The sequence below is a fragment of the Acidobacteriota bacterium genome, from assembly GCA_009861545.1.
Lineage (GTDB): Bacteria > Acidobacteriota > Vicinamibacteria > Vicinamibacterales > UBA8438 > WTFV01.
On record VXME01000115.1, the window covers coordinates 1 to 23,145 of the forward strand.

The window sequence follows — 23,145 nt, forward strand, 5'->3', positions numbered from 1 at the left end:
CCCAGATCTACCCCCGTAACCGCCTCGGCTCCGTCAGATGTGTTTAAGAGATACGGAGGAGAAGGGCCCGGCGGCTTCGGCGGGGGCGGCGGGCCGGATCCGGAGAGACGGCAGCGCATGATGGAGCGGATGCAGCAGATGTCTCCCGAAGAGCGCCAGGAGTTCTTTGCCCGCATGCGGGAACGGCGCGCCGCGGGCGGCGGCGGTCCCGGCGGCCCCGGCGGGCCGAGAGCCTCCCGGCGCCGGGCGAACGCGCAACAAGGGTCGAACGTCCCGGCCGTCGAGCGGGGGGCGAGCACGATCGACGCGCTGTTCGCCCCCATCGAGGTGGAAGAGACCGACGGACGGGTCTGGGTGCTGAACGGCGGCCGCCTGTCCAGCCTGAACGTCCGTCTCGGCGTGACCGACGGCACGGCGAGCGAGCTGCTGGCCGTGGATGGCGCATCCGCGCCGAGCGGATCCGTGCCGGCGAATCGCGACGTGGAGTCGCTCCGCGCGCGCCTGGCGACGGTTGCCGACGCAGCGGCGCGCGCCGCGCTCGAGCAGCGGCTGGCGGCCCTGGAAGCCGCAGCCCCGGTGTTGCCGGCAACCACCGTTCAGGCTGCCCCGGGAACGATCGGCGCGGGCGTCCGCCTCGTGACGAACGTCAGCACGCCGGACGCGGGAAGCGGCCCCGCGGCCGGCGGCAGCGGATCTCCGCTGATCCCCCAGTTCCCCTTCGGAAGGCGCGGCCGGCGGTGACTCCCTCGAAACCGGTCATCGCGGTCGAGGACATCACCAAGGTCTACGCCATGGGCGACGTCGAGGTGCGTGCGCTCCGGGGCGTGAGTCTCTCCATCCAGGCCGGCGAGTTCGTCGCGGTCACCGGTCCGTCCGGGTCCGGCAAGTCGACGTTCATGCACATCCTCGGCTGCCTCGACCGGCCGACCCGCGGCCACTACCTGCTCGACGGCCGGGATGTCTCCCGGCTCTCGCGCGACGAACTGGCCGAGGTGCGCAACGGGAAGATCGGCTTCGTGTTCCAGGGCTTCAACCTGCTGGCGCGGACCACCGCCCTCGACAACGTCGAGCTCCCCCTGCTCTACGGCTCCCGCATGAACGGGCCGGCGCGTCACGCGCGGGCTCGCGAGATGCTGCACGCGGTCGGGCTCGACGACCGGATGGATCACTTCCCGAACCAGCTCTCGGGCGGCCAGCAGCAGCGGGTGGCGATTGCCCGCGCCCTGGTCAACCAGCCCGCCATCCTCCTGGCGGACGAGCCGACCGGCAACCTGGACTCGCGCACCAGCGTCGAGGTGATGGACATCTTCCAGCGTCTGAATCAGGAGAGCGGCATCACGGTGCTGCTGATCACGCACGAAGCGGACATCGCCGAGTACGGCAACCGGATCATCCGCTTCCACGACGGCAGGGTCCTCTCCGACCGGCCGAACGCGTCGCGGCGCGTTGCGAGCGACGAATTCGCGGCCCTGCCGCCCGACAACGCCGATGCGGCGTCGGCGGCATCCGTTCCGCAGACGGCATAGCGGGAAACGAGGTCAGAACGATGTCCGTGCTGATGGTGCTCCGCGTCGCGCTCAAGGCGCTCGGCCGCAACAAGATGCGCACCAGCCTGACCATGCTGGGGATGATCATCGGAGTTGCCGCCGTCATCACGATGGTTGCCCTCGGCAGAGGCGCACAGCAGGAGATCGAGACCCAGATCCGGTCCGCCGGCACGAACATGATCATGGTCCGCGCCGGGAACTACCGCCGCGGCGGGATCAGCATGGGCATGGGCCAGTCGCCGCGGTTGAAGGCGGACGACGTCGACGCGATCCGCGAGCGGGTGCCGGAGGCGCAGTACCTGGCCGCCGGCGTCCGGACGCGGGATCAGGTCGTCGCGGCCGGCCAGAACTGGAACACGACCATCCAGGGCACGGACATCGAGTTCCCGCAGATCCGCTTCTGGAACATCCAGCTCGGCACCTTCTTCACCACGACCCACGTCCAGAGCGCGGCGAAGGTCGCGGTGCTGGGATCCGTCGTCCGCGACAACCTGTTCGGCGAGGGCGTGGACCCGGTCGGCGCCCGCATGCGCATCCGCAACCAGTCGTTCCAAGTGCTCGGGGTCATGGCCTCCAAGGGCTCGGGACAGTTCGGCGAGGACCAGGACGACGCCATCTTCGTTCCCTACACCACCGTCAACAAGAAGCTGCGGGGGCGGGACGGGACCAACATCTCCGAGATCACCATCTCGGCCGCGTCGGCCGACCGCATCAACGCCGTGGCCGACGAGATCACGGCGGTGCTGCGCGAGGAGCATGGCCTGGGGCCGGGCGAGGACAACGACTTCATGGTCCGCACGCAGGAGGACATGACGAGCATGCGGACGCAGACGACCCAGACGATGACCGGCCTGCTGGCCAGCATCGCCGGCGTCTCGCTGATCGTCGGCGGCATCGGCATCATGAACATCATGCTGGTGTCGGTGACCGAGCGGACCCGGGAGATCGGCCTGCGCATGGCGGTCGGCGCCAAGGGACGCGACGTCCTGCTGCAGTTCCTGGTCGAAGCGATCGTCCTGAGCCTGGTCGGCGGCCTGGTCGGGGTCGGGCTCGGGTTCAGCCTGTCGGAGGGCTTGACCCAGTTCCTCGCCTGGCCGACCTCGGTCCCGGCGGATGCGGTGGTCGTCGCCGTCGGCTTCGCCGCCGCGACCGGCATCTTCTTCGGCTTCTACCCCGCCCGCAAGGCGGCGCAGCTCGACCCGATCGAATCGCTCCGTTTCGAATAGCGACGGCCGCCGAGCGCCGACGGTCGTACCCTCACGGTACAATCGGTGCGCATGCTACCGTTCGGCGAAATGGCGTCGACGCTCGTCTATCGAAAGGAAGTGCCCCGATGACGCGTTTCCTCGATCCCTACGCGGAGTGCATCCACGACACGCTCCGCATCGTCGCCGGCTACCTCTTCATGCTGCACGGCCTGCAGAAGCTGTTCGGCGTGCTCGGAGGCCAGCAGATGGAGCTGGTCTCGCTGCTCGGCCTCGCCGCGCTCATCGAGGCCGTCGGCGGCGCGCTCATCGCCCTGGGCCTGTTCACCCGGCCGGCGGCGTTCATCGCCAGCGGGGAGATGGCCGCGGCCTACTTCATGGGCCACGTGGCGCGCGAGGGACAGTTCCTGTTCCCGGTCGCCAACCAGGGGGAGCCGGCCGTGCTCTATTGCTTCCTGTTCCTCTACCTCGCGTCGGTCGGACCCGGCGCCTGGAGCCTCGACGCGCGCTTCAGGAAGGCGTGATCAGCCTGCGTCCCAGGCTCCCGGCGGGCCGAGATCGTCCAGCAACTCGCGAACGGTCCGCCGCGTCACCGGGTCCCTGAGGTCGGACGCGATCGCGGCCAGCGGCTCCAGCACGAACCGCCGCTGCCGGAACCGCGGGTGCGGGACGTGCAAGTCGGACCGGCGGACGACGAGCTCGCCCATCAGGATGATGTCGAGGTCGAGAGTCCGCGGCGCCCCGGGGAAGGGTCGTTGCCGCCCGCGCGCGCTCTCGATACGCAGGAGGCCGGCCAGCAGCGCCGCCGGCGCCAGGGCGCAGGCGCCGACCGCCGCGGCGTTGAGGAACGAGGCCTGGGGCGGAACGCCCACCGGCGCGGTCTCGACGAACGGCGACACGCGCATGCCCGCGAGCAGGTTCCCCAGCGCGGCGACGGCGAACGCAAGATGACCGGCCCGGTCGCCCTGGTTGCTGCCGAGGGCGACGGCGGTAATGCGATGAGCGGCCGGGGTGTAGCTCCCCGCCCCTACTGCTGCTTCGCCTTGCAAGTGATGCAAACCCGCGTCCAGGGAATCGCGTTGAGGCGGGCGGGCGCAATCGGTTCGCCGCAGTCGCGGCAGACGCCGTAGATTCCCTGATCGATGCGCAGCAACGCCTCTTCTATCGCCTTCAGGATCTTGGCGTCGGTCTGCTTCAGCTTGAGCTGGATGTGGACCTCGTTGTTGCCGCTGGCCTGGTCGGCCATGTCACCCTGGCGGGTGTTATTGTCCATCGGCGTCGAGAACGACTTGGCGCCGCGCTCGGCGATGATCTCCTTACGCTTCCTTATCAACGCGTCCTTGTAGACGGCCTCTTCCATGACCCGGCTCCTCCTGTTTCGGCGGCTGGCCGGCAGCGTAATCAGGGAGTCTAGCACGCTTCGTTCGGCGCTCGCCGGGCCCGGCTACTCGGTCCGCAGGGTCAGCAGCGGCTTGCGGCGCAGCACGTCCACGCTGGATGCGACGCCGACCACCAGAACGACGACGGCAGTCACCAGCATGCCGCCGATGTTGATCGCCGGGGCCGGCGTCCACGGCACGTCGAGCACCTGTCGGGTGAGCGCCCAGGTCAGGGCGAGCGCGCCGATCGAGCCGACCAGGCCGGCCAGCGTCCCCAGCACGCCGTACTCGAACACGTACATCACGGCGATCAGGCGGGTGTTCGCGCCGAGCGTCTTGAACACCGCGGCGTCGAAGAGCCGCTGGAACTTCGTCATCGCCACCGAGCCGACCAGGATCAGGCCGCCGGCCAGCAGAGCGATGGCTCCGACCACGCTGACGGCCAGCGTGACGTAGTCGAGCACCCGGCGGAACGTCCGGATGATCTCCAGGCCGTCGATGACCGAGACGTTCGGGTAGCTGTCCACGAGGTTCCGCTGAAGCGCACCGCGCGCAACGGGCCCCGCCGGCCCCCGCAAGAAGCTGATGTAGCTGTGCGGGGCGCCGTCGAACGTGCCGGGGCTGAACAGGAACATGAAGCCGCCGCTGCGCGAGTCGTCCCAGTCGACGGCGCGCACGCTCGTCACGCGCGCCTCGATCGCGCGGCCCAGCACGTCGAACCGGACCGTGTCGCCGAGCCGCATGCCCCGCTCCACCAAGCTGTCCTCGATGGAGACCTCCGCCGGACCCGCGGCTGCGGCATCCCAGAACGCGCCGGCGACGATCCTCTCGTTCTCTTCCAGCCGCTCGCGGTAGGTCACGGTGTACTCGCGCCCGAATCCCGCGCGCCGTACCGCGCGGCGCCCCTCGATGGACGTGTCGGGGCCGGTCACGGCCGTCACCCGGGCGCGCAGCACCGGCAACAGGACCGGCCCTCCGCCCTCCCCCTCGCCGCCGACGCCGGCGTCCCGGAGAATGCGCGCCACCCCGTCCGCCTGGTCCTGCTGCACGTCGATGAGAAACATGTCGGGCATGTCGTCCCGCAGCTCGAGCGAGAACGACGCCAACAGGTTCGCCTGCACCGCGTGCACGCCGATGATGAAGAAGCTGCCCAGCCCCACCGCGAGAAGCACCACGCGTGTCTGGTTGCCCGGACGGCGCAGGTTAAGCGCGGCATGCCGCAGGGGGAACCAGCGCGCCGCCTCGAGTGGGCGCGTCATGCGGACCAGGGCCCGGCCGAGCAGATGCAGTGCTCCGGCGACGCCGATGAACCCGCCGGCCACGTACGCGCCGACCTCCAGGGAAGCGGCCTGCCAGGCCGCGACCCCGACCAGCCCCAGGCCCACGAACACCGTGGCGGCCAGGCGCAGCGGGTCGCGGGGCGCCGCCGACGGCGCCTCCCCCTGCCGCAGCAGCAGCAGCGGCTTGGCGTGCCGGGTGTCGAGCAGCGGCACCAGGGCGAAGAGCAGCGAGACGAGCAGTCCCACCGCCAGCCCCTGCAGCATCGCCGAGAACGTCAGGTCGGTCGAGACGATATCGAAGCCCGTCGTCGCCGCCGCCTGCGCCGCCAGGGAATCGGGCACGGACGCCAGCACCCCCCAGGCGACGCCGATACCGAGCAGCGCCCCGCCGAGTCCCAGCAGGGCGACCTGCACGACGTAGACGGCCAGCACGCCGGCCGCCGTGGCGCCCAGGCACTTCAGGATGGCCGCGCTGCGCAGCCGTTGCTGCACGAAGACCCGCGTCACGCTCCAGACGCCGATCCCGCCCAGGATGACGATGACGAAGCCGATCAGGCTGAGGTAGTTCTCGGCGCGCGAGAAGTTCCGCTCTATGCGGTTCTCGGTTCGCCGGTACGAGCCGATGCGGACGAACGCTTCCTGCAGGTCCTCGCGCAGTCCGCGTACCAGCGGCTCGATGGACGCTTCCTCCTGCACGCGCAGCAGGAGCTGCCGTTCGACGCGGCTCCCGAACTCGATCAGGCCGGTCTCGGCCAGCGCATCGTGCGCCACGAGCACGCGCGGCCCGAGGCTGAAACCGCCGAGCTGACGGCCCGGCTCGGTCACGATGGCGTCCCGAATCGTGAACGCCTCGTCGCCGATCAGGATCTCGTCGCCGACCGCGACGCCGAGCTGCGGCAACAGCTCCCGTCCCACGAGCGCGCCGCGGTCCCGAAGCAGGGCCGGCGAGTACGCGGTGCCGCTCTGCAGCGTGAAGCGGCCGTAGAAGGGGAAGGCCGTCTCGACGCCGCGCACCTCCACGATCTTCGTCCGCGTACCGGCCCCGGCCGGCAGTCGCGCCATCGTCACGGTGTCGACCGTCTCGGTGAGCTCGGTCCCCGCGACCTCCGCCGCGCGCGCCTCGATGCGGCCCATCACCTCGTCGGACCACGGCTGGTCCGTGCGGACATAGATGTCCCCGGCGGTCAGGCTCCGCGCCTCGGTGGCCAGCGCGGTGCGAACGTTCTGCACCAGCGAGCGGAGGGCAACGATGCCGCCGACCCCGATGGCGACGCAGCAGAAGAAGAAGATCAACCGGCGCCAGGACGCCCGCAGCTCCCTGTACGCCATGCGCAGGACAAAGCTCATGGTCGGCAACCCGATCAGCCGGCGGCCGCGCCGGCCGGCTCCAGTACGGCTTCCGGGGGGGCGACGCGCTCCGTCCGGCCATCGCGCATCGCCAGCGTGACGTCCGTGCAGCCGGCCAGCTCCCGGTCGTGGGTCACGAGCATGAGCGTCGTGCCGCGCGTCCGGTTGATGTCGACCAGCAGGTCGATGACGTGGCGCCCGTTCGTGCTGTCCAGATTGCCGGTCGGCTCGTCGGCCAGCAGCAGCGGCGGGTCGTTGGCCAGCGCCCGCGCGATGGCGACCCGCTGTTGCTCGCCCCCGGACAGTTGCGACGGGTAGTGATGCCCGCGCTCGGTGAGGCCGACATCGGCCAGCAGCCGGCGCCCCTTCCCGGACGGATTCGCGACGCCGGCGATCTCCAGCGGCACCATCACGTTCTCGAGCGCGGTAAGCGAGGGGATCAGGTGGAAGAACTGGAACACGAAGCCGATCCGCGCGCCGCGGAGCCGCGCGAGCTGATCCTCGTCGAGGGCCGTAATCTCGGTGCCGCCGATCAGGACCTTGCCGGTCGACGGGGTATCCAGCCCCGCGATCAGACCGAGCAACGTCGACTTGCCGCTGCCCGAGGGACCGACGATGGACAGCGACTGCCCCGCCGGCACGGACAGATCCAGCGGATGGAGGATGGTCAGCGCGCGGTCGCCGCTCTGCACCGTCTTCGAGACGCCGCGCAACTCGATCATCGGACTCAAGGGTCGACCTCCTGCTCTGCCGCCACCCGCCGCAGCAGCGGCTCGAGCGCGGGCCAGAGATGCTCGGCGACGCGGGCCGCGCCGGCCTCGTTCGGGTGAATTCCGTCCGCCTGGTTCAGGTCCGGCACGCCGGCCACCCCCTCGAGCAGGAACGGTACGAACGTCACGTCGCGGCTCTCCGCCAACGTCCGGAACACGTCACGAAAGTTGGACGTGTATACGGCGCCGAAGTTCGGCGGCGCCTCCATGCCGGCCAGCACGACCCCGATGCCCCGGTCCAGGGCGCGGTCGATGATTCGCTCCAGGTTGTCCCGCATCTGATCGACGGGCAGCCCCCGCAAAGCGTCGTTGCCCCCCAGCGCCACCACCAGGATCCGCACATCGCCGTCGAGCGCCCAGTCGAGCCGGCGGAGACCGCCCGCCGTCGTGTCTCCCGAGACGCCCATCGCGGCGATCTCGATCGGCCAGCCGGCGCCGTCGACGCGCTCCTGCAACCGCGCCGGATAGGCGTCCTCGGCGCCCAGGCCGAGCCCCGCGGTAAGAGAGTCTCCCAGAATGACCACCCTGGCCCGCAGCGTGAAGTCGTCTCCCCCGGGCAGAGACGCCGCCGCGCCCGCTGCCGCCAACGGTTCGGTCGCGGAAATCCCCTCGCCGGTGGAGATCGGGTCGACATCGGCCGGCGCGCCGCCGCAAGCGGTCGACATCCCCCCGGCCACGCAAAGCGCGACGGCCATGCGAAGACCGCGCGTCACGCCGCTGCCAGAATAGCTCCCCACGACATCACTCCATCCCATCAATTCTACAGCCCGGACTTCGGTGGCCGCGGCCCGCCGAACCGCAGCGTGCGAAGCCACCATCCGTAGGCGGCCACGTTGATTCCGCAAGCGGCGATGCCCAGCACAACCTGCGCCTGGCGGGTAAGTCCGGCCGGGTAGAGCACCGGCAGGAGGTAGCGCGCGATGAAGTCGCCGTCGTAGCCCGACGCTCCCGCCTCCCAGCGCAGCCACTGCTCCAACGGCGTCAGCGGACAGATCGCACCCGTCAACTCGATGCCGACGCCCCACGCGACGGCCGGCAGGTGCAGCCAGGCGAGCCACGGCCAGCGCGGCACCGCGAAGCCGCCGAGCACGACGAACCCGACGAACGCCAGATGCACGCCGACCAGCAGATCGGCCGCGAGTCCGTAGAGCACCCCATCCAGTATGTCCCGAACGCCTTGCACGTCCGTTGGTCACGAACGACGATCGCCCGAACCCCAAGACGTCCACGGGGTTCATTTCATTCCGTGCGATGAAGCGACGCTCCGCATGGTCGAGACCTGCCGCAGCACCCTTTGCCCTTTCCGGACGTGTAGATGCGGCCCGGCGATTTCGGGTACGATTTGACCCCCGATGACGATTGCAGCAGCTCGCGCCGGCGCCGTCATCTGCGTAGCTGTTGCCGCCGCCGGGGCCGGCGCCAGCCTGGAAAACGCCACCATGACGACTCGTGGGCTGACCGCCGTCGCCGGCATCGAGGTCGGCCATCACACGCTCGCCGCACGGCCGACAGGCTGCACGGTCGTTCTCACCCGCGGGGGCGCCACGGCGGCGGTCGACGTGCGGGGAGCCTCGCCCGGAACGCGGGAAACGGCGCTCCTCGATCCGGTCAACTCCATTCAGCAGGTGCACGCCATCGTGCTGTCGGGCGGCAGTGCCTTCGGTCTGGCCGCCGCCGACGGGGTGATGCGCTATCTCGACGAGCAGGGCATCGGTTACCGGACGCGGACGGCGCGCGTGCCGATCGTCCCGGCCGCGATTCTCTACGATCTCGGCGTCGGCGACCCCGCGATCCGCCCCGACGCCGAGTGCGGCTACCGGGCGGCGCGGGCCGCCCGCAGCGACGGCATCCACGAAGGCAGCGTCGGGGCCGGGGCCGGCGCCACGGTGGGCAAGCTGGCCGGTCCGGACCGCGCCATGAAGGGCGGCATCGGGACGGCGCTGATCGAGCTCCCGGACGGCCTGCAGGTCGCCGCGCTGATGGCGGTGAACGCCGTCGGGGACGTGTACGACCCGGCGACGGGCGCCCTGGTCGCCGGCGTGCGGAGCACTGACGGCCTGGGCCTGGCCGGCGCCCGCGCCCTCCTGCGCCAGCCCGCGCCCGAGCCACCGGGCGGCGAGAACACGACGATCGGCGTCGTCGCCACCAACGCCCGGCTCGACAAGGCGCAGCTCGGCGTCGTCGCGCGCATGGCGCACGACGGTCTCGCGCGGGCCGTCCGGCCGGCGCACACCCCGGTGGACGGAGACGCCATCTTCGCCCTGTCGACCGGCAGCCTGGAGAGCCCCGGCAGCCTGCTGCGGATCGGCGCCCTGGCCGCCGACGTCACGGGGGAGGCCATCGTCCGTGGCGTGCGGACCGCCGGCGGGCTGCCGGGCTACCCGGCCGTCCGCGATCTCAAGGAGGGAACACCATGAACGCCGTCGTGCTTGCGGTAGTCGGTTTGATCGCGGTCTTCTCCGGGTACCGGTTCTACTCGAAGTTCATGGCCGAGAAGATCTACCGGCTCGATCCCGACTTCAAGACCCCGGCGCACGCCATGCGCGACGACATCGACTACGTGCCGACGAACCGCGTGGTCCTGTGGGGCCACCACTTCACCGCCGTCGCCGGCGCCGCACCGATCATCGGCCCGAGCATCGCCGTCGTCTGGGGCTGGCTGCCGGCGTTCCTGTGGGTGGTCATCGGCACGATGTTCTTCGCCGGCGTGCACGATTTCGGCGCCATCTGGGCCAGCGTCCGGAACAAGGCGCTGTCGGTCGGCTCGCTGACCGGCGAGGTGGTGAGCCACCGCGCGCGCAACCTGTTCATGATCGTCGTCTTCTTCCTGTTGCTGATGGTCAACGCGGTCTTCGCGGTCGCGATCGCCAGCGAGTTCATCAACACCCCGGCGAGCGTCATTCCCGCCTGGACCGCCGTCATCGTGGCGGTCGGCATCGGCATCCTGCTCTACAAGGTGGGCGTCGGGATCACCTGGCCGACGGTGGTCGGGACGATCATCCTCTACGCGGTCATCTACCTGGGCGAGCTGTTCCCGGTCGCGCTGCCCGAGACGGCCGGCATCGCACCGGCGGCGCAGTGGATCCTGATCCTGTTCGCCTACGCGGCGGTGGCGTCGATGCTGCCGGTCTGGCTGCTGTTGCAGCCGCGCGACTACATCAACGGCATCCAGCTCTTCGTCGGTCTGGGCATCCTGTACGGCGCGGTCTTCATCGCCGCCCCGACGATAGTCGCGCCGCCGATCAACCCCAACGTCCCGCCGGGGACACCGCCAATCATGCCGCTGCTGTTCGTCACCATCGCCTGCGGCGCGATCTCCGGCTTCCACGGCCTCGTCAGCTCCGGCACCACGTCGAAGCAGCTCAACACGGAGACCGACGCGCGCTTCGTCGGCTATCTGGGATCGCTCGGCGAAGGCACGCTGGCGATCGTCGCAATCATCGCGGTCACGGCCGGCTTCTCGATGACCGAGTGGCAGTCCTCCTACGCCGACGCGGAGAGCTTCGGCGCGGTGGGCGGGATCAGCGCCTTCGTCACCGGCGGCGCGCGGATCGCCTCCGAAGGGCTTGGCATACCGCTCAACTTCGCCCGGACGCTGCTCGCCGTCATGGCGGTGCTGTTCGCCGGCACGACCATGGACGCCGGGGTCCGCCTGCAGCGCTACATCGTGCAGGAATGGGGGACGATCTACAACATCCCGGCGCTCCAGAACGGCTACGTCGCGACCGCCGGCGCGGTGGGCGCCTGTCTGGTGCTGGCGTTCGGCGCGGGCGGCGCCGACGGCACCGGCGGCATGATCATCTGGCCGCTGTTCGGCACGACGAACCAGTTGCTGGCCGGACTGACACTGCTCGTCATCAGCGTCATGCTGGTCAAGCTCGGCAGACCGGCGCGCTACACGCTGATTCCGATGGTCTTCGTCACCACGATGGCTCTGCTCGCCGCGCTCTACCAGCTCAGCAGCCTCTACACGGAAGGCAGGTTCGTGCTGGTCGCCATCGACATCGTGATCATCATCACCGCCATCTTCGTCATGCTGGAGGCGGCGTCCGCGCTGATGCGCGAGCGGCGCGCCGCCGCGGCGGGGGTGGGCTAGCCTTCCGTTGTCGGTGCCGTCATGAACCCTTCGCGATTCGATGCCGTACGGGAACGGCTCGCGCAGGCCCGTACCCTGCTGGGCGAGTTCTACACGGCGCCCTACCGGGGCGCGGTGGCCCGCGCGCGCCGCGACGAGGACGACCTGTTCATGCTGTTCGTCTTCGCGGAGCTGATGGGCGTGCCGAACCCGGCCGCGTACTACACGCTGGAGCTCCAGCCGCTCCTGCTCGAGCGCTTCCACGAGTGGCACACCCGGATGGGTTTGGAGCACTCGCCCCTTGACCACTTCCGCTGCTGCTGACGGCCTGCTCGGGCGCGGCATCGTCTTCGTCGGCGGCAAGGGAGGCGTCGGCAAGACCACGACGGCGGCCGCGCTGGCGCTCGCCGCGGCGGAACGCGGCCGGACGTGCCTGGTCGTGTCCACCGACCCCGCACACTCGCTGGGCGATATCTTCGGACGCGCGATCGGCGATGCGGAGACCGCGCTGGCGCCCAACCTGACGGGGCTGGAGATCGATCCCGACCGGGCCGCCACGGCGCACATCGCGAGCGTCAAGGAGCGGATGAAGGCGCTCGTCCATCCGCGGCTGTACGACGAGATCGACCGGCAACTCGACCTGGCCGCCTACACGCCGGGCACCACGGAAGCCGCGCTGATCGAGCGGGTTGCCGAGCTGATGGCGCAGGCGGGATCGCGCTTCGACCTGGTGATCTTCGACACCGCGCCGAGCGGCCACACGGTGCGGCTGCTCTCCCTGCCGGAAGTGATGAGCGCCTGGATGGACGGCCTGCTCCGCCACCGCGAGCGCTCGTCCCGGCTCGGCGCCATGCTCGGACATCTCGAAGGCAAGCCGGGGCGGGGCGACGATCTCTCGCTGATCGACGAACACGCGGATCATGCGCGCGACAGTCGCGAGGCCCGCATCAACGACATCCTGCAGGCGCGCCGCCGCAAGTTCATCGTCGCCCGCGAACGTCTGCTCGACGTGGCCGGCACCGCGTTCCTGCTGGTGGTCAACCCGGATCGCCTGTCGATCCTGGAGAGCCGGCGCGTCGTCGACACGCTGGCCCGATTCGACCTCCCCGTGTCGTCGGTCGTCGTCAACCGCGTCCTGCCGGACACGGCCGACGCCGCCGGTGCGTTCATCGACGCCCGCCGGGCGCAGGAGCGCGCTTATCTGCGAGAGATCGAGGAGGTCTTCCCCGCACTGCCACGCACGATCGTCCCGCTCCGGCCGGACGACGTGCAGGGGTTCGACGCCCTGCGCGCCATCGGCGCCCGGCTCGTCGCCCACTGACCATGTCACCACTGCTCGCCGCCCTCATCTGCATCGCGGCCTACGCGGCCGCCTACCGCTTGTACGCGCGCTTCCTCGCCGAGCGGGTATTCGTGATCGACCCGGCCCGGCCGACCCCGGCGGTCCGCTACCGCGACGAGATCGACTACGTCCCGGCCAACCGCTACGTGCTGTTCGGCCACCAGTACGCGTCCATCACCGGCCTGTCGCCGATGCTCGGCCCCGCGATCGCGGTCATCTGGGGCTGGCTGCCGGCGATGCTGTGGGTCGTCATCGGCGCCATCTTCATCGGCGCCGTGCACGACTTCGGGGCGCTGGTCGTATCCATCCGCGCCCGCGGGATGTCGCTCGGGAAGGTGACCGAGAACCTCGTCGGGCCGCGCGGCAAGACGCTCTTCCACCTCGTCATCTTCTTCCTCATCGCACTGGCGATGGGCGTCTTCGTCCACGTCATCGCGGTGCTCTTCTCACCCGACTTCTATCCACAGGCGGTGCTGCCGAGCGGGGCCCTGGTCTTCGTGGCCGCGGCCATGGGCGTGGCCGTCCACCGCGGCGGGTGGAGCATCCGCAGCCTGACCATCGCCGGACTCGCCATCGCGCTGGGGCTGGCGTTCGTCGGCATCCGGCACCCGGTCGTCGGTCCGTCGCTGGCGCAGTGGAAATGGCTGCTGCTGGCCTACGCCTTCGGGGCGAGCGTCCTGCCCGTGTGGCTGCTGCTGCAACCGCGCGACTACATCAACAGCCTGCTGCTCTATGTCGGCGTGGGCGCGATGTACGTCGGGTTCGTCGCGACGAACCCGTCGTTCGCCGCCCCGGCGGTGGACCTGGCGCCGGCAGGAGCTCCACCGATTGTCCCCTTCGTCTTCGTGGTCATCGCCTGCGGGGCGGCCAGCGGCTTCCACGCGCTGATGTCGTCCGGCTCCACCGCCAAGCAGCTCGCGACAGAAGGGGACGCCCGCTTCATCGGCTACGGCGCGATGATCGGCGAGTCGATGCTCGGGCTGATGGCGGTGCTCGCCTGCACCGCGGGGTTCGTCTCGCGGGAAGCGTGGCTGGAGCGCTACGTGAGCTGGCAGGCCGCGGACAGCCTCGGCAGCAACATCGCCGCCTTCATCAGCGGCACCACGCGCTTCCTGCAGACGCTCGGCATTCCCGAGGCCATCGGCGGCACGCTGGTCGCCGTCATCGTCGTCTCGTTCGCCCTGACCTCGCTCGATTCGGCCACGCGGCTGCTGCGCTACAACGTCTCCGAGATGGGCGACACGCTACGCGTCGAGGCGCTCTCGAACCGCTACGTCGCGTCGGGCATCGCGGTCGTGGCCATCTGGGCCTTCGCCTTCATCCAGGTGGACGGCGAGTTCGCCGGGCTGATTCTGTGGCAGCTCTTCGGCACCACCAACCAGCTCCTCGCCGGCCTCGCCCTGCTGGCCGTCACCCTCTACCTGCTGCGGCGCGGCAAGCCGCTGATCTACACGGCGGCGCCGATGGTGTTCATGCTGCTGTCTACCTTGACGGTCATGAGCGTCAACCTGACCGACTTCTGGACCGCCGGGCAGTGGCTGCTGCTGGCGCCCGCCGCGACCATCTTCACGCTGGCGCTGTGGCTGGTGGTCGAGGCGGCGCTGGCGGTGATCCGCTTCCGGCGGGATCCGGTGCTGGACGGGCTGGAGGTGGTGTTCCGGGAGAAGTGACGCGCTGTCGGGTCGAACGCGTCAAGGCTCACCGTCGCGCAACCTGCCTTGGCGCTGCAACTCCCTGGCCACGAATGGCGCGTGGCGCCTCAGGTGGTCGAGCGAAATGTGGCTCTGCCAGTATTCTTCGGCGAATTTCGAGCGGGCCCTGCAACACTCCAGATCATTCAGGTGCAGACGCTCGATAGTCTCCTCGACCGCCGTCAGAACGTCCGCGGATGGCCCTCTGCCCGGCATGACCTGAAACTCGTACAGGTTCCAGAGCGAACCAACCGTCCTCGATATCGAACGGATCCAGCACGCCTGCGACTGCACCCTTTCGGGCGTTCATCAGTGAGCAGGCCAATCGGTAGTTGCGCCACTCGTAAACCTGATCCCACCGCATGGACTTCGCGACCATATGGTCAACGCTCGGCGCTCCCGTGCCGTCTGGAATGTAGAGGGACAGGTACGAACAGATGCGATTGTAGCTCTCCAGCAGGTCGCCGGGTGCTGCACGCCAATATGGTGGAAACGCTCCCGAGGGGATCTCCTCTCTCGATTGCGCAACCTGCTCGTAACGCCGGCCAGCAGCGCGGGGCGGCATCTCTCCGACGCGTTCGGCGATGGCCCGCAACCCTGGCCGTCTCACATCCGCGTCGAAGTTCGGTGGTTCTTCTGCGGGCCTGACGGGGATCACGGAGTTCCCCCACGGTCCTCCACGAACGCGTTCCAGCGAACCCAGAACTGGTCGACATCCGGAAGGACGCCTCGCAGTTCCTTGTGAACCTCCATCACTTGGTCGAGTGGGGCATTGGTTTGCCTGAGGAGCCTCCGGGCACGCAGGACTGCCCGTTCAGCCTCGATACTGCCCCACTCGGTCGCCAGGTCGAAAGCCTCGCTAGTCAACCACGCGCCGGGGGTACCGCGCGGCGTGTACGGGCGGCGACGGAGCTTTGCCTCCGGCGGGTTGCCGTCGAGATCCAGATCGAACCACGCGTCCTGCTTCGGGTCGAACCACGGTTCGGCGGACGCGAGTACCAACGGCGCATGCGTCGATGCGATCAGCTGCAGGGTCGCGCCATCCAGAAGCTCGGCGCCGACGTCCCGTAACGCTTTGAGAATCGACCGTTGCCACCTCGGATGCAGATGGCTCTCGACCTCGTCGAAGAGCATGGTGACCTGCTGAACCGCGTCCTCACCACGCAAGTCGGCCGCGACCCGATGCTCCGCCCAGGCCCACGTCAATACGTAAGCAAGTGCCACCACACGACGAATGCCGGACGATGCATGCAGGATCGGTACAGCACCCGCGTACGTTGTACGGATGGAAGGAATGTCTCTCGCATCGTCGATAGACAGCCTAATCGGTTTGCCTGGCTCGAGCCGGTCACCTCGCTCCCAATCCGGTGACAGCGCGCTCAGAGCCTGCTCCATGGCTCTTGACTCCGCGTCCCCGCCCTTCATCCAACTCGACCAGTCCTGTATCAGCCCGTTACATGTAGGAACTGAGCGGCCGTTGCCCACTTCTCTCAACCCATCCCATACCTCGGTCTCCGTGAGCACGTACGCCGGCGGTCTCCTGGAGTCCTCAGCCAAACGAAACAGATCGTTGCGAATCACGTCCCACACGGAAAACGAGCCATCGCCATGCACGTACACGACGAGGCCCGGGAACTGCCGGTATAGGCCCACTCTCTTCCAGGTCTCGGCAGCCCGCGAATAGCTCTCGCTGAACGTGACGGCCTCATCACGGAAACGAATACGGGCCTCGATGTTCGCCCTTTCGCCGTGATCTCGTGGTCGAGCCACGAGACCGGAAGTCATGCGGCGGTTGACTTCCGCCGGCCAAGCCCCGGTCAGCGTCCACCACGCGGTATCCAGCAGAAAGCTCTTTCCGAGACCGTTGTCGCCCGTGATGAGGTTCACTCGTGGGGCGAACTCCACCTCCATACGAGGTGCGGGGCCCACGTTCTCGAGCTTGAGGTACTCCAGCATGGGCGTCTTTTCCGGCCTCAGGCGAACGCCTCTCGGACGCGCACGGCGAAGTCGGGGAGCACGGGATCTCCTTCCAGGATGTCCGTGTCGCGGAGCACCTCGGCCGGCTGCCCGTGGCGGTGGACGGTCACTGACCGCGTATCGGGATACGCAACCCACACGGTCCGCGTGCCTGCCTCCAGCCAGTCCCTGATCTTGTCCTGAACCGCGGCCGTCGAATCGCCCGGCGAGACCACTTCTACCGCCAGATCGGGCGCCATCTCGGGGAACCCGGAAGGAGCCTCCTCCGTTCCCAGCCGCTCGCCGGCCACGAAAGCCACGTCCGGCGCTCGCACCGTGTCCGGACTCCGCCGCAGCAGGAAGCCGGTTTCCGCCGCAAAGACCCGACCCAGATCCCGCTCCAGCACATGATTGCCGATGAAGAGCCCGAACTTGTGTGCGACCTGTCCGTGTCGTCCTCCCGCCGGCGCCATGACAACGAGGTCTCCTCTCACGAGCTCCGTTCGCCGGCCCTGGGCCGAGAGGCGCACGGAGATTGCCGGCAAGTCGTCAGCCGTGACCTGGGTCCTTGCGGCGCTCACAACCATGATTCGATTCCTGCATCATTCTACGCTGCCGGTCGGTCTCCTTCCGGGTCGGTCGATGCACGTGCCGGAGGCCGCTCAGGCCTTGAGGGCCTGCCCAGACCACCAGGGCCGCATCAGGTTCGATGTATCGTCTTCTGCGGCCGCATGACCCTCGGCGAAACTTCCGGCCAAGGAAACGTGAGGACCCGCGCCTCCATCGGCGAGCTGCGGGAGCGGTCCCTGCACCGCGCGCTCAAGGAGCGCTACGCAGCCGAGGGCGGCAGCACCGAGACGGCCGTCGACGGTTACGTCGCCGACGTGGTGCTCGGCAACCGGATCATCGAGATACAGACCGGCGACTTCTTCCCGCTCAAGCGGAAGCTGCCCCCGCTGCTCGCGAATCACGAGGTCACGCTGGTGTATCCGGTCGCGAAGGACCGCTACATCATCAAGCGGCGGGACGACCCACACGTGCCGGCGAAGCGGCGCCTGTCGCCCCGGCACGGCTCTCCGTTCGCCGTCTTCGGCGTCCTCCCGAGCATCGCTTCCCTGCTCGAGCATCCCAACCTGACGCTGGACGTCGTGATGGTGATCGAGGAGGAGATCCGCGTGCCGAACGCCGGCCGGCGACGGTGGGGACGGGAGTGGGTGCGCGCGGACCACCGCCTCCTGGAGGTGGTGGAGACGCACACCATCCGGCGCATGGCCGACCTCTTCGCCATGGTCGATCCCGGACTGCCCGACCGGTTCACCACGCGGCACCTGGCCGAGACGATGCAGGCGCCGCGCCGCCTCGCCCAGCAGGCGGCGTTCTGCTTTCGCGAAGCCGGGGTCACCGCGATCTGCGGCAAGGAGGAACGCGCGCTCCTCTATCGGCGTTGCGCGCCGGCCCGGCGCCGATAGTCGGCACGGCTGGGGTCACCGCAAACGCTGCCGATAGCCGGCGCCGCCGCGGTGGCCGCGCACGCGGGGCGGGGATCGATAGCGCGGAATGCGGTGCGGATGGAACCGCGGCGCGGGTGTACCAAGTCCGCGCCGCGCCCCACGGGGACGAGCCCGTCCCCTTCGGCGGAAGACAACGCAGGATGTATCGGCCGCGGTCGCTCCGATCTTTACCCCGGCGTCCGCAATCACCGCCGTGCACGCCGGCCGCGTAGTCCGATCGACCGGCCGGCTCTCGGTGCGTGTCCGCGCGCTGCAGCCGCCGCCTTGCGAGGCAAACCGAGAACGGTTACGGTAGTCTTCATCGACCATGGGAAGCTCGAGAGGATTCCTCATGCGCCTGATTCGACCGGGCCGTACGGCAGCTCGCCGCGTGCGAGCCGCCGCGTCGTGCGCAGGCGCGCTCGCCGCGGCGTTCGCGCTTGCCGGACACACCGTTCAGTCCCAGACTCTGGCGGACGGCGTGTACACGGCCGGGCAGGCGGCACGCGGGCAGCAGGTCTATCAGGCTCAGTGCGCCGTCTGCCACGGCGACGCGCTCGAAGGCAGCGTCGGCCCGCCGCTGGCCGGAGACGGCTTCCTCTCGATCTGGGGCGCGCGACCGCTGGTGGAGCTCGTAGACAAGATCCACTACACCATGCCGCTCGAGGCGCCGGCGCCGCTGTCGCGGCAGGAGTCCATCGACCTGACGGCCTACGTCCTCCGGGCCGGCGATTTCCCCACCGGAGAAGCCGAGCTGACCGACGGCATGCTGGCCGGCATCGTGCTCCCCGCGCCGCCGGCCGCCGCAGGGTCCGCGGCCGGCGGCGACCTAGCCCTCGTCCCGGTGGCCAACCTCGCCCAGTTGATGCGGGCCGTCACCTTTCCCAACTCGAACGCGATTTTTAACGTGCAGCTCAAGGATCCCGGAGACCAGGTGCTGCCGGCGCCGGGGGCCCGGCCCTTCGACTACGTCGAGTGGGGATCGACGGTCTATCCCGGATGGCAGGCGATCGATCTGGCCGCGCTGGCGCTCGTCGAATCCACGCCGCTCTTCCTGGCGCCGGGGCGTCGCTGCGAGAACGGCAGGCCCGTGCCCGTGGATCGGGCCGACTGGAAGCAGTACACCGAAGAGCTCGTGGAAGCAGGGCGGGCCGCCTACCGGGCGTCGCAGTCCCGGAGCGTCGATGCCGTGATCGAGGTCGCCGACCAGCTCAACAACGCCTGCGACAACTGCCACACGATCTATCGTGACGCGGGCGCCGAAGGGAGCGGGCAGGGAGCGGACCGCTGCCCGGAGATTCCCTGACGACGCCGCCGTCGCGGCGGCCGCGGACGGCCGGGAGGAAACGAGCCATGCGCCTGATTCCCGTCGTTGCAACAGCGTCGATCCTGTCGATTGCGGCGCCGGCGTTCGCGCAACAATGGACCGAGTACGCGAGCCGGGAAGATCGCTTCACGTGCAATTTTCCGGGTGAGCCGACCGTCACGGAGACGACCTGGACCTCGGAGTTCGGGGCGGAGCTGCCGGCCCGGGTCTATGCCGCCGAGGTCGGACCGAGCCGGTACACGGTGACGGTGGCCGACTACAACCACGTCGAGAGGATACTCACGGAAAGGGCCGGCAACTGCCCGCCGGGCGCGGAGCGCTGCAGCGGCGGCGGACTGACCGGCGAGGGGTACTGGAGGCACGACCTGCTGGGCGCGATGCTCTATGCGACCTGGACCTTCCTGCAGCGGGACACCGAGCCGACGCACCTGGGCTACAACAACGTCGATCGCGTCGAAGGCTACCAGTTGCACCTGACCAACCCCGACCAGTCGCGCACCTTCGTGTCGATCTACATGCACCAGAACAAGCTCTACGTACTAGAGGGCACCGTCCCGCGCGGCTACCCCGATCCGGCGCTCTTTCAGCAGTCCCTGGGGTGGCTCGACGAGGACGGGAACGGGCTTCGCTACCAGTCCACCTACTCCAACGGATTCCCGGCGCCGCCCCGCGTCCCGGCAGTGTTCTAGGAGCGTGAGGAGGATGAGCATGCGGTTCAAGCTGGCTGTCGCGGTCGTCTGTGCGGCTTCCTTCGCGTTGCCGGCCTGGGGACACCATTCCCACGGCAACTACTCCGATGCGTTCACGGACATCGAGGGGGTGGTCACGGAGCTCCACCTGCTGGTCCCGCACTCGTGGCTCTACCTGGAGGTCGAGGGCCCCGACGGTGAGCCGCAGATCTGGGCTCTCGAGGCCACCAGCCGCAACGGGCTCCTGCGGATCGGCATCACGCGCGACTACATCGGCCCGGGCGACATGGTGAAGGCGCGCTGCCACCCGGTCAGGGACGGCTCCAACGGATGCCTGCTCGGGTTCCTGAAGGCCAGGGACGGATCCGTCAAGGACTGGGACGGCGGCGAGGCGCCTGCTCCCGCCGACTTCTAGCAGGAGCTTGCGCCGTAGAACGTAACCACTCCCTGCGTCAGCGTGCACGATGGCGAATAGACACGTAAACGGCTCGGGTGCGGGTGTGCGTACGCGGGCGGGCGCCTTCGCGCTGGCGCTGGCGACCTGTGTGGGCGCCGCATCCGTCGCGTTCGCGCAGCAGACGCCGTTCGACCGCCTGCCCGCCGCCCTCCTCGACGCCACGCCGCCGTCCGGCCGCGTGCGCGGCGCCCCGGGCAGGATGACGATTCACCGCACGCCCTGCCCCAACCTGCCGCTGGCCGAGGTCCGGCGCCGAATCGTCGACCTTGCCGTCCAGGAATGGGGGTTCTTCGGGTTTCCCGTCGTGGACCGGACGAACGTCGACGCCGCGGACCGCGCAGCCCAGCGCGCCCGGCGGCGCCGGCGGCGCCCGAATCGCACCGAGTCCGCGCGGATAGCCCCGTCCATCGCCGGCTATTGGGCGGTGACGCCGCACGGGGGCTGGATCCTGAACGAGCAGAACACGGCCTGGAAGGGACGGCGCGGGGTCGCCTCCAGATGGCGCTATCCCTGGTCCGCCGCCTTCGTGTCGTGGGTCATGTGCGAGGCCGGCCTCGGCGATGCCAGCCGCTTCGAGCGCGCGGTGGCGCATCACGTCTACATCGACCAGGCCATTCGAGCGAACGCGGCCGACGGGTCACCGGCCGCCTTCGCCGCGCACGACATCGGGAAGGCGACCATCGTGCCGGGCGACCTGCTGTGCAGCGCGCGGCGGCCGGCCTACCGCTCGATTGCCGAACGGCGCCGGCAGATGGGCAACGGCGCGCGGACCCATTGCGACGTCGTCGTCGCGCTCGACCCGTCCCGCGATCGCATCCTGGCCGTCGGGGGCAACGTGCGCGGCACGGTGGCGCTGAAGCTGTTGCCTGCGGCGCGCGGGCCGGACGACCGCCTGCGTCCCGTCGGCGGGGGCCGTCCGATGTTCGCGCACCTGAAGCTGCGCGCCGCGTCGATCGAGGCGAACGCGTTCGACCACACGCCGACGATGCGGATCCTCCGTTGCGCGGAGGGGTTCCGGGCGCGAACCGTGCTCGCCGCCGCACACCTGGTGCCCGCCGAGCCCCGCACCGCTCGATGCTGAGCGCGCCGGCCGTCTACTGCCGCCAATGGTCACGTTACGGCAGCAACGCCGCGCCGAGTGCCGCCGCGGCGACCAGTTGCCACCAGAGTTGCGTCCGCTCCTTCAGCAGCAGCGTGCCCGCGCCCAGCACGACGGCGGCGGCGAGCAGGAAGTACCAGTAGAGATCGGTGAACGACTCCTGCCGCTGGACCACGCCGCGGGCTGAGCGCTGCACGTCGGAGAGGATGCGCAGGGCCACGACGTGATCCGGCTCGGAACCCAGCTCGAAGTACCGGCCGCCGCCCGCCTGCGCGATGGCGCGCAGCGAGCGCCGGTCGAGCACCGAGTGAATGGGCGGCTCCGGCTCCTGGTAGCGCCCGACGGGAAGCTGCGGGATGAAGCCGCCGCCGGTGGTGCCCACACCGATGACGTAGACGCGGATGTTGCGGTCCTGGGCCAGCTTCAGCGAGCGAGCCACCGCCCCGCTCCACGCCTGCCCGTCCGAGAGCACAACGAACGCCCGCGCGCCGAGCCGGGGGCCGTACAGCTCCTCGTCCTTCTCGATCATCCGGACGCCCCACGCGAGCCCGTCCTCGATATTGGTATTCCAGCTCGTGTCGTCGCGCAGCCGGAACGGCGGCTCGTCGGCCAGGTGATCGAGGAAAAAGAAGAGCGCGTTCGGATCGCTGGTCAGCCGCACCTGCGGCGCCGCGCGGTGGGCGAACAGCGCCAGCGCCACCCGCTCGCGGCGCCAGCCGAGCACCGCGGCTAAGGACCGGACCCACCCCACCGAGCGCTGCCAGCGGGCGGGCTCGACGGCGGCCACCCGCATCGACGTCGAGCCGTCCTGCAGGACCACGAAGTCGACGCCCGCCGTCTCGGTCACCGACACCAGGGCCTGCGGCCGGGCCAGCGCCACGATCGCCAACGCCGCCGCTACGTTGACCGCGAGCCAGAACCCCAGGCCCCCGGCAAACCGGTGGCGCTGCGGCACGGGCGCCGTCCGCGACGCCTGCAGCCTGCGCACGTCACGGCGCCGCCGCGCAAGCTGCCAGAGCCATACCGGCAGCAGAATCGCCGGCACGGCCAGCAACCACAGCAGCAGCGGCTCCTCGAAGCGAATCGGCGGCATGCTCCTATCCGCGCCTCCGGATGCGGTCCCCCGCGCCGAGGGTCGGCGACTCGTCCATCTCCGGGTCCACGTCGCGCTGCACCGGCACGTAGATCTCGATCTCTTCCAGCTCGCCGTCCTCCGGCGCTTCCCCTTCGCGGCCATGCTGGCTGCGCGGCGTCGCCGGGATCTCCGCTCCCGAGGCGATGTCCGCGCGGAGTCTGAGCAGGTACTCGTAGTTGTAGGCCGCGTCCAGGTGGCCCGGGCTCTCCTGCAACACGCCCAGGTAGACGTCGATCGCGCCGTCCAGCGCGCGCAGCACCTGCTCGCGGTCGGCCTCCGGATCCAGCGCGGCGCGGGCCGCCGCGTTGGCCAGCACGAACTGCAGCCGCAAGTTCCCGGCCGCGTCCGGCGGCGCG

The 23,145-nt window shown here is 69.7% G+C and carries 23 protein-coding genes and 1 pseudogene; 14 read left to right on the forward strand and 10 right to left on the reverse strand.

Annotated elements, in window-relative coordinates; all coding sequences use genetic code 11:
* Positions 1 to 129 precede the first annotated feature (129 nt).
* The 4 genes from F4X11_18645 (at position 130) to F4X11_18660 (ending at position 3,276) form a co-directional block, all read left to right on the forward strand.
* A complete protein-coding gene (locus F4X11_18645; protein MYN67023.1) occupies positions 130 to 741 on the forward strand; it encodes a hypothetical protein in 612 nt (203 codons plus the stop codon).
* Between the two features lie 50 nt (positions 742 to 791).
* Positions 792 to 1,526 (forward strand): ABC transporter ATP-binding protein, encoded by a 735-nt coding sequence (locus F4X11_18650; protein MYN67024.1) that lies wholly within the window; start codon positions 792 to 794, stop codon positions 1,524 to 1,526.
* 20 nt (positions 1,527 to 1,546) lie between these two features.
* A complete protein-coding gene (locus F4X11_18655) occupies positions 1,547 to 2,773 on the forward strand; it encodes an FtsX-like permease family protein (GenBank protein MYN67025.1) in 1,227 nt (408 codons plus the stop codon).
* Between the two features lie 107 nt (positions 2,774 to 2,880).
* Positions 2,881 to 3,276: a DoxX family protein gene (locus F4X11_18660; protein ID MYN67026.1), complete on the forward strand. Its 396-nt coding sequence runs from the start codon at positions 2,881 to 2,883 to the stop codon at positions 3,274 to 3,276.
* Here the strand turns inward: F4X11_18660 and folK are convergent, their stop codons facing one another.
* From folK to F4X11_18690, 6 genes are all read right to left on the reverse strand, one after another.
* Positions 3,277 to 3,747 carry a 2-amino-4-hydroxy-6-hydroxymethyldihydropteridine diphosphokinase gene (folK, locus tag F4X11_18665; GenBank protein ID MYN67027.1) on the reverse strand — a complete coding sequence of 157 codons (471 nt, stop codon included), beginning with the start codon at positions 3,745 to 3,747 and terminating at the stop codon, positions 3,277 to 3,279.
* A gap of 32 nt (positions 3,748 to 3,779) precedes the next feature.
* A complete protein-coding gene (locus F4X11_18670) occupies positions 3,780 to 4,112 on the reverse strand; it encodes a TraR/DksA family transcriptional regulator (GenBank protein MYN67028.1) in 333 nt (110 codons plus the stop codon).
* An 84-nt stretch (positions 4,113 to 4,196) separates the two neighbouring features.
* Positions 4,197 to 6,758: an FtsX-like permease family protein gene (locus F4X11_18675; GenBank protein ID MYN67029.1), complete on the reverse strand. Its 2,562-nt coding sequence runs from the start codon at positions 6,756 to 6,758 to the stop codon at positions 4,197 to 4,199.
* A gap of 14 nt (positions 6,759 to 6,772) precedes the next feature.
* On the reverse strand, positions 6,773 to 7,480 hold the full coding sequence (locus tag F4X11_18680; protein ID MYN67030.1) for an ABC transporter ATP-binding protein: 708 nt from the start codon (positions 7,478 to 7,480) through the stop codon (positions 6,773 to 6,775).
* Positions 7,481 to 7,485: 5 nt separating this feature from the next.
* Positions 7,486 to 8,064, reverse strand: coding sequence for an arylesterase (locus F4X11_18685; GenBank protein ID MYN67031.1), 579 nt, complete (start codon positions 8,062 to 8,064; stop codon positions 7,486 to 7,488).
* 224 nt (positions 8,065 to 8,288) lie between these two features.
* On the reverse strand, positions 8,289 to 8,681 hold the full coding sequence (locus F4X11_18690) for a DUF2784 domain-containing protein (protein ID MYN67032.1): 393 nt from the start codon (positions 8,679 to 8,681) through the stop codon (positions 8,289 to 8,291).
* Between the two features lie 286 nt (positions 8,682 to 8,967).
* Here F4X11_18690 and F4X11_18695 point away from each other — a divergent pair, with 286 nt between their 5' ends.
* From F4X11_18695 to F4X11_18715, 5 genes are all read left to right on the forward strand, one after another.
* Positions 8,968 to 9,945 (forward strand): P1 family peptidase, encoded by a 978-nt coding sequence (locus tag F4X11_18695; protein ID MYN67033.1) that lies wholly within the window; start codon positions 8,968 to 8,970, stop codon positions 9,943 to 9,945.
* A complete protein-coding gene (locus F4X11_18700; protein MYN67034.1) occupies positions 9,942 to 11,624 on the forward strand; it encodes a carbon starvation protein A in 1,683 nt (560 codons plus the stop codon). The genes F4X11_18695 and F4X11_18700 overlap by 4 nt, the downstream gene beginning before the upstream one ends.
* 75 nt (positions 11,625 to 11,699) lie before the next feature.
* Positions 11,700 to 11,927, forward strand: coding sequence for a DNA helicase (locus F4X11_18705; GenBank protein ID MYN67035.1), 228 nt, complete (start codon positions 11,700 to 11,702; stop codon positions 11,925 to 11,927).
* Positions 11,928 to 11,931: 4 nt separating this feature from the next.
* Positions 11,932 to 12,924 carry an AAA family ATPase gene (locus tag F4X11_18710; protein ID MYN67036.1) on the forward strand — a complete coding sequence of 331 codons (993 nt, stop codon included), beginning with the start codon at positions 11,932 to 11,934 and terminating at the stop codon, positions 12,922 to 12,924.
* A 2-nt stretch (positions 12,925 to 12,926) separates the two neighbouring features.
* Entirely contained in the window at positions 12,927 to 14,615 is a 1,689-nt protein-coding gene (locus tag F4X11_18715; protein MYN67037.1) for a carbon starvation protein A, read from the forward strand.
* 21 nt (positions 14,616 to 14,636) lie between these two features.
* Here F4X11_18715 and F4X11_18720 read toward each other — a convergent pair.
* The 3 genes and pseudogenes from F4X11_18720 to F4X11_18730 all read right to left on the reverse strand — a co-directional run bounded on the left by F4X11_18720 (position 14,637) and on the right by F4X11_18730 (position 17,179).
* Positions 14,637 to 15,294: pseudogene (locus F4X11_18720) on the reverse strand (hypothetical protein).
* Complete coding sequence (locus tag F4X11_18725; protein MYN67038.1) at positions 15,291 to 16,592, reverse strand: AAA family ATPase; 1,302 nt, start codon at positions 16,590 to 16,592, stop codon at positions 15,291 to 15,293. The pseudogene F4X11_18720 and the gene F4X11_18725 overlap by 4 nt, the downstream one beginning before the upstream one ends.
* Before the next feature lie 17 nt (positions 16,593 to 16,609).
* Positions 16,610 to 17,179 carry a Uma2 family endonuclease gene (locus F4X11_18730; protein MYN67039.1) on the reverse strand — a complete coding sequence of 190 codons (570 nt, stop codon included), beginning with the start codon at positions 17,177 to 17,179 and terminating at the stop codon, positions 16,610 to 16,612.
* Positions 17,180 to 17,356: 177 nt separating this feature from the next.
* On the opposite strand from F4X11_18730, the gene F4X11_18735 reads away from it, so the two are divergent.
* From F4X11_18735 to F4X11_18755, 5 genes are all read left to right on the forward strand, one after another.
* Positions 17,357 to 18,061, forward strand: coding sequence for a hypothetical protein (locus F4X11_18735; GenBank protein MYN67040.1), 705 nt, complete (start codon positions 17,357 to 17,359; stop codon positions 18,059 to 18,061).
* Positions 18,062 to 18,410: 349 nt separating this feature from the next.
* Complete coding sequence (locus tag F4X11_18740; GenBank protein ID MYN67041.1) at positions 18,411 to 19,388, forward strand: cytochrome c; 978 nt, start codon at positions 18,411 to 18,413, stop codon at positions 19,386 to 19,388.
* 47 nt (positions 19,389 to 19,435) lie between these two features.
* Complete coding sequence (locus F4X11_18745) at positions 19,436 to 20,098, forward strand: hypothetical protein (GenBank protein MYN67042.1); 663 nt, start codon at positions 19,436 to 19,438, stop codon at positions 20,096 to 20,098.
* Between the two features lie 19 nt (positions 20,099 to 20,117).
* A complete protein-coding gene (locus F4X11_18750; protein ID MYN67043.1) occupies positions 20,118 to 20,513 on the forward strand; it encodes a hypothetical protein in 396 nt (131 codons plus the stop codon).
* Between the two features lie 49 nt (positions 20,514 to 20,562).
* Positions 20,563 to 21,636, forward strand: a complete 1,074-nt coding sequence (locus tag F4X11_18755; protein ID MYN67044.1) for a DUF2272 domain-containing protein — start codon at positions 20,563 to 20,565, stop codon at positions 21,634 to 21,636.
* Positions 21,637 to 21,670: 34 nt separating this feature from the next.
* Here F4X11_18755 and F4X11_18760 read toward each other — a convergent pair whose 3' ends face one another.
* Entirely contained in the window at positions 21,671 to 22,891 is a 1,221-nt protein-coding gene (locus F4X11_18760; protein ID MYN67045.1) for a VWA domain-containing protein, read from the reverse strand.
* Between the last annotated feature and the right edge of the window lie 254 nt (positions 22,892 to 23,145).

Bases quoted from the DNA above. Each gene is read 5' to 3' on its own strand.
- F4X11_18725 (MYN67038.1), bottom strand. From the start codon at position 16,592: ATGCTGGAGTACCTCAAGCTCGAGAACGTGGGCCCCGCACCTCGTATG.
- F4X11_18645 (MYN67023.1), top strand. From the start codon at position 130: ATGCAGCAGATGTCTCCCGAAGAGCGCCAGGAGTTCTTTGCCCGCATG.
- F4X11_18750 (MYN67043.1), top strand. From the start codon at position 20,118: ATGCGGTTCAAGCTGGCTGTCGCGGTCGTCTGTGCGGCTTCCTTCGCG.
- F4X11_18650 (MYN67024.1), top strand. From the start codon at position 792: ATGGGCGACGTCGAGGTGCGTGCGCTCCGGGGCGTGAGTCTCTCCATC.
- F4X11_18675 (MYN67029.1), bottom strand. From the start codon at position 6,758: ATGAGCTTTGTCCTGCGCATGGCGTACAGGGAGCTGCGGGCGTCCTGG.
- F4X11_18660 (MYN67026.1), top strand. From the start codon at position 2,881: ATGACGCGTTTCCTCGATCCCTACGCGGAGTGCATCCACGACACGCTC.
- F4X11_18745 (MYN67042.1), top strand. From the start codon at position 19,436: ATGCGCCTGATTCCCGTCGTTGCAACAGCGTCGATCCTGTCGATTGCG.
- F4X11_18730 (MYN67039.1), bottom strand. From the start codon at position 17,179: ATGGTTGTGAGCGCCGCAAGGACCCAGGTCACGGCTGACGACTTGCCG.
- F4X11_18695 (MYN67033.1), top strand. From the start codon at position 8,968: ATGACGACTCGTGGGCTGACCGCCGTCGCCGGCATCGAGGTCGGCCAT.
- F4X11_18760 (MYN67045.1), bottom strand. From the start codon at position 22,891: ATGGCCGCGAAGGGGAAGCGCCGGAGGACGGCGAGCTGGAAGAGATCG.
- F4X11_18680 (MYN67030.1), bottom strand. From the start codon at position 7,480: ATGATCGAGTTGCGCGGCGTCTCGAAGACGGTGCAGAGCGGCGACCGC.
- F4X11_18740 (MYN67041.1), top strand. From the start codon at position 18,411: ATGGGAAGCTCGAGAGGATTCCTCATGCGCCTGATTCGACCGGGCCGT.
- F4X11_18700 (MYN67034.1), top strand. From the start codon at position 9,942: ATGAACGCCGTCGTGCTTGCGGTAGTCGGTTTGATCGCGGTCTTCTCC.
- F4X11_18715 (MYN67037.1), top strand. From the start codon at position 12,927: ATGTCACCACTGCTCGCCGCCCTCATCTGCATCGCGGCCTACGCGGCC.
- F4X11_18670 (MYN67028.1), bottom strand. From the start codon at position 4,112: ATGGAAGAGGCCGTCTACAAGGACGCGTTGATAAGGAAGCGTAAGGAG.
- F4X11_18755 (MYN67044.1), top strand. From the start codon at position 20,563: ATGGCGAATAGACACGTAAACGGCTCGGGTGCGGGTGTGCGTACGCGG.
- F4X11_18655 (MYN67025.1), top strand. From the start codon at position 1,547: ATGTCCGTGCTGATGGTGCTCCGCGTCGCGCTCAAGGCGCTCGGCCGC.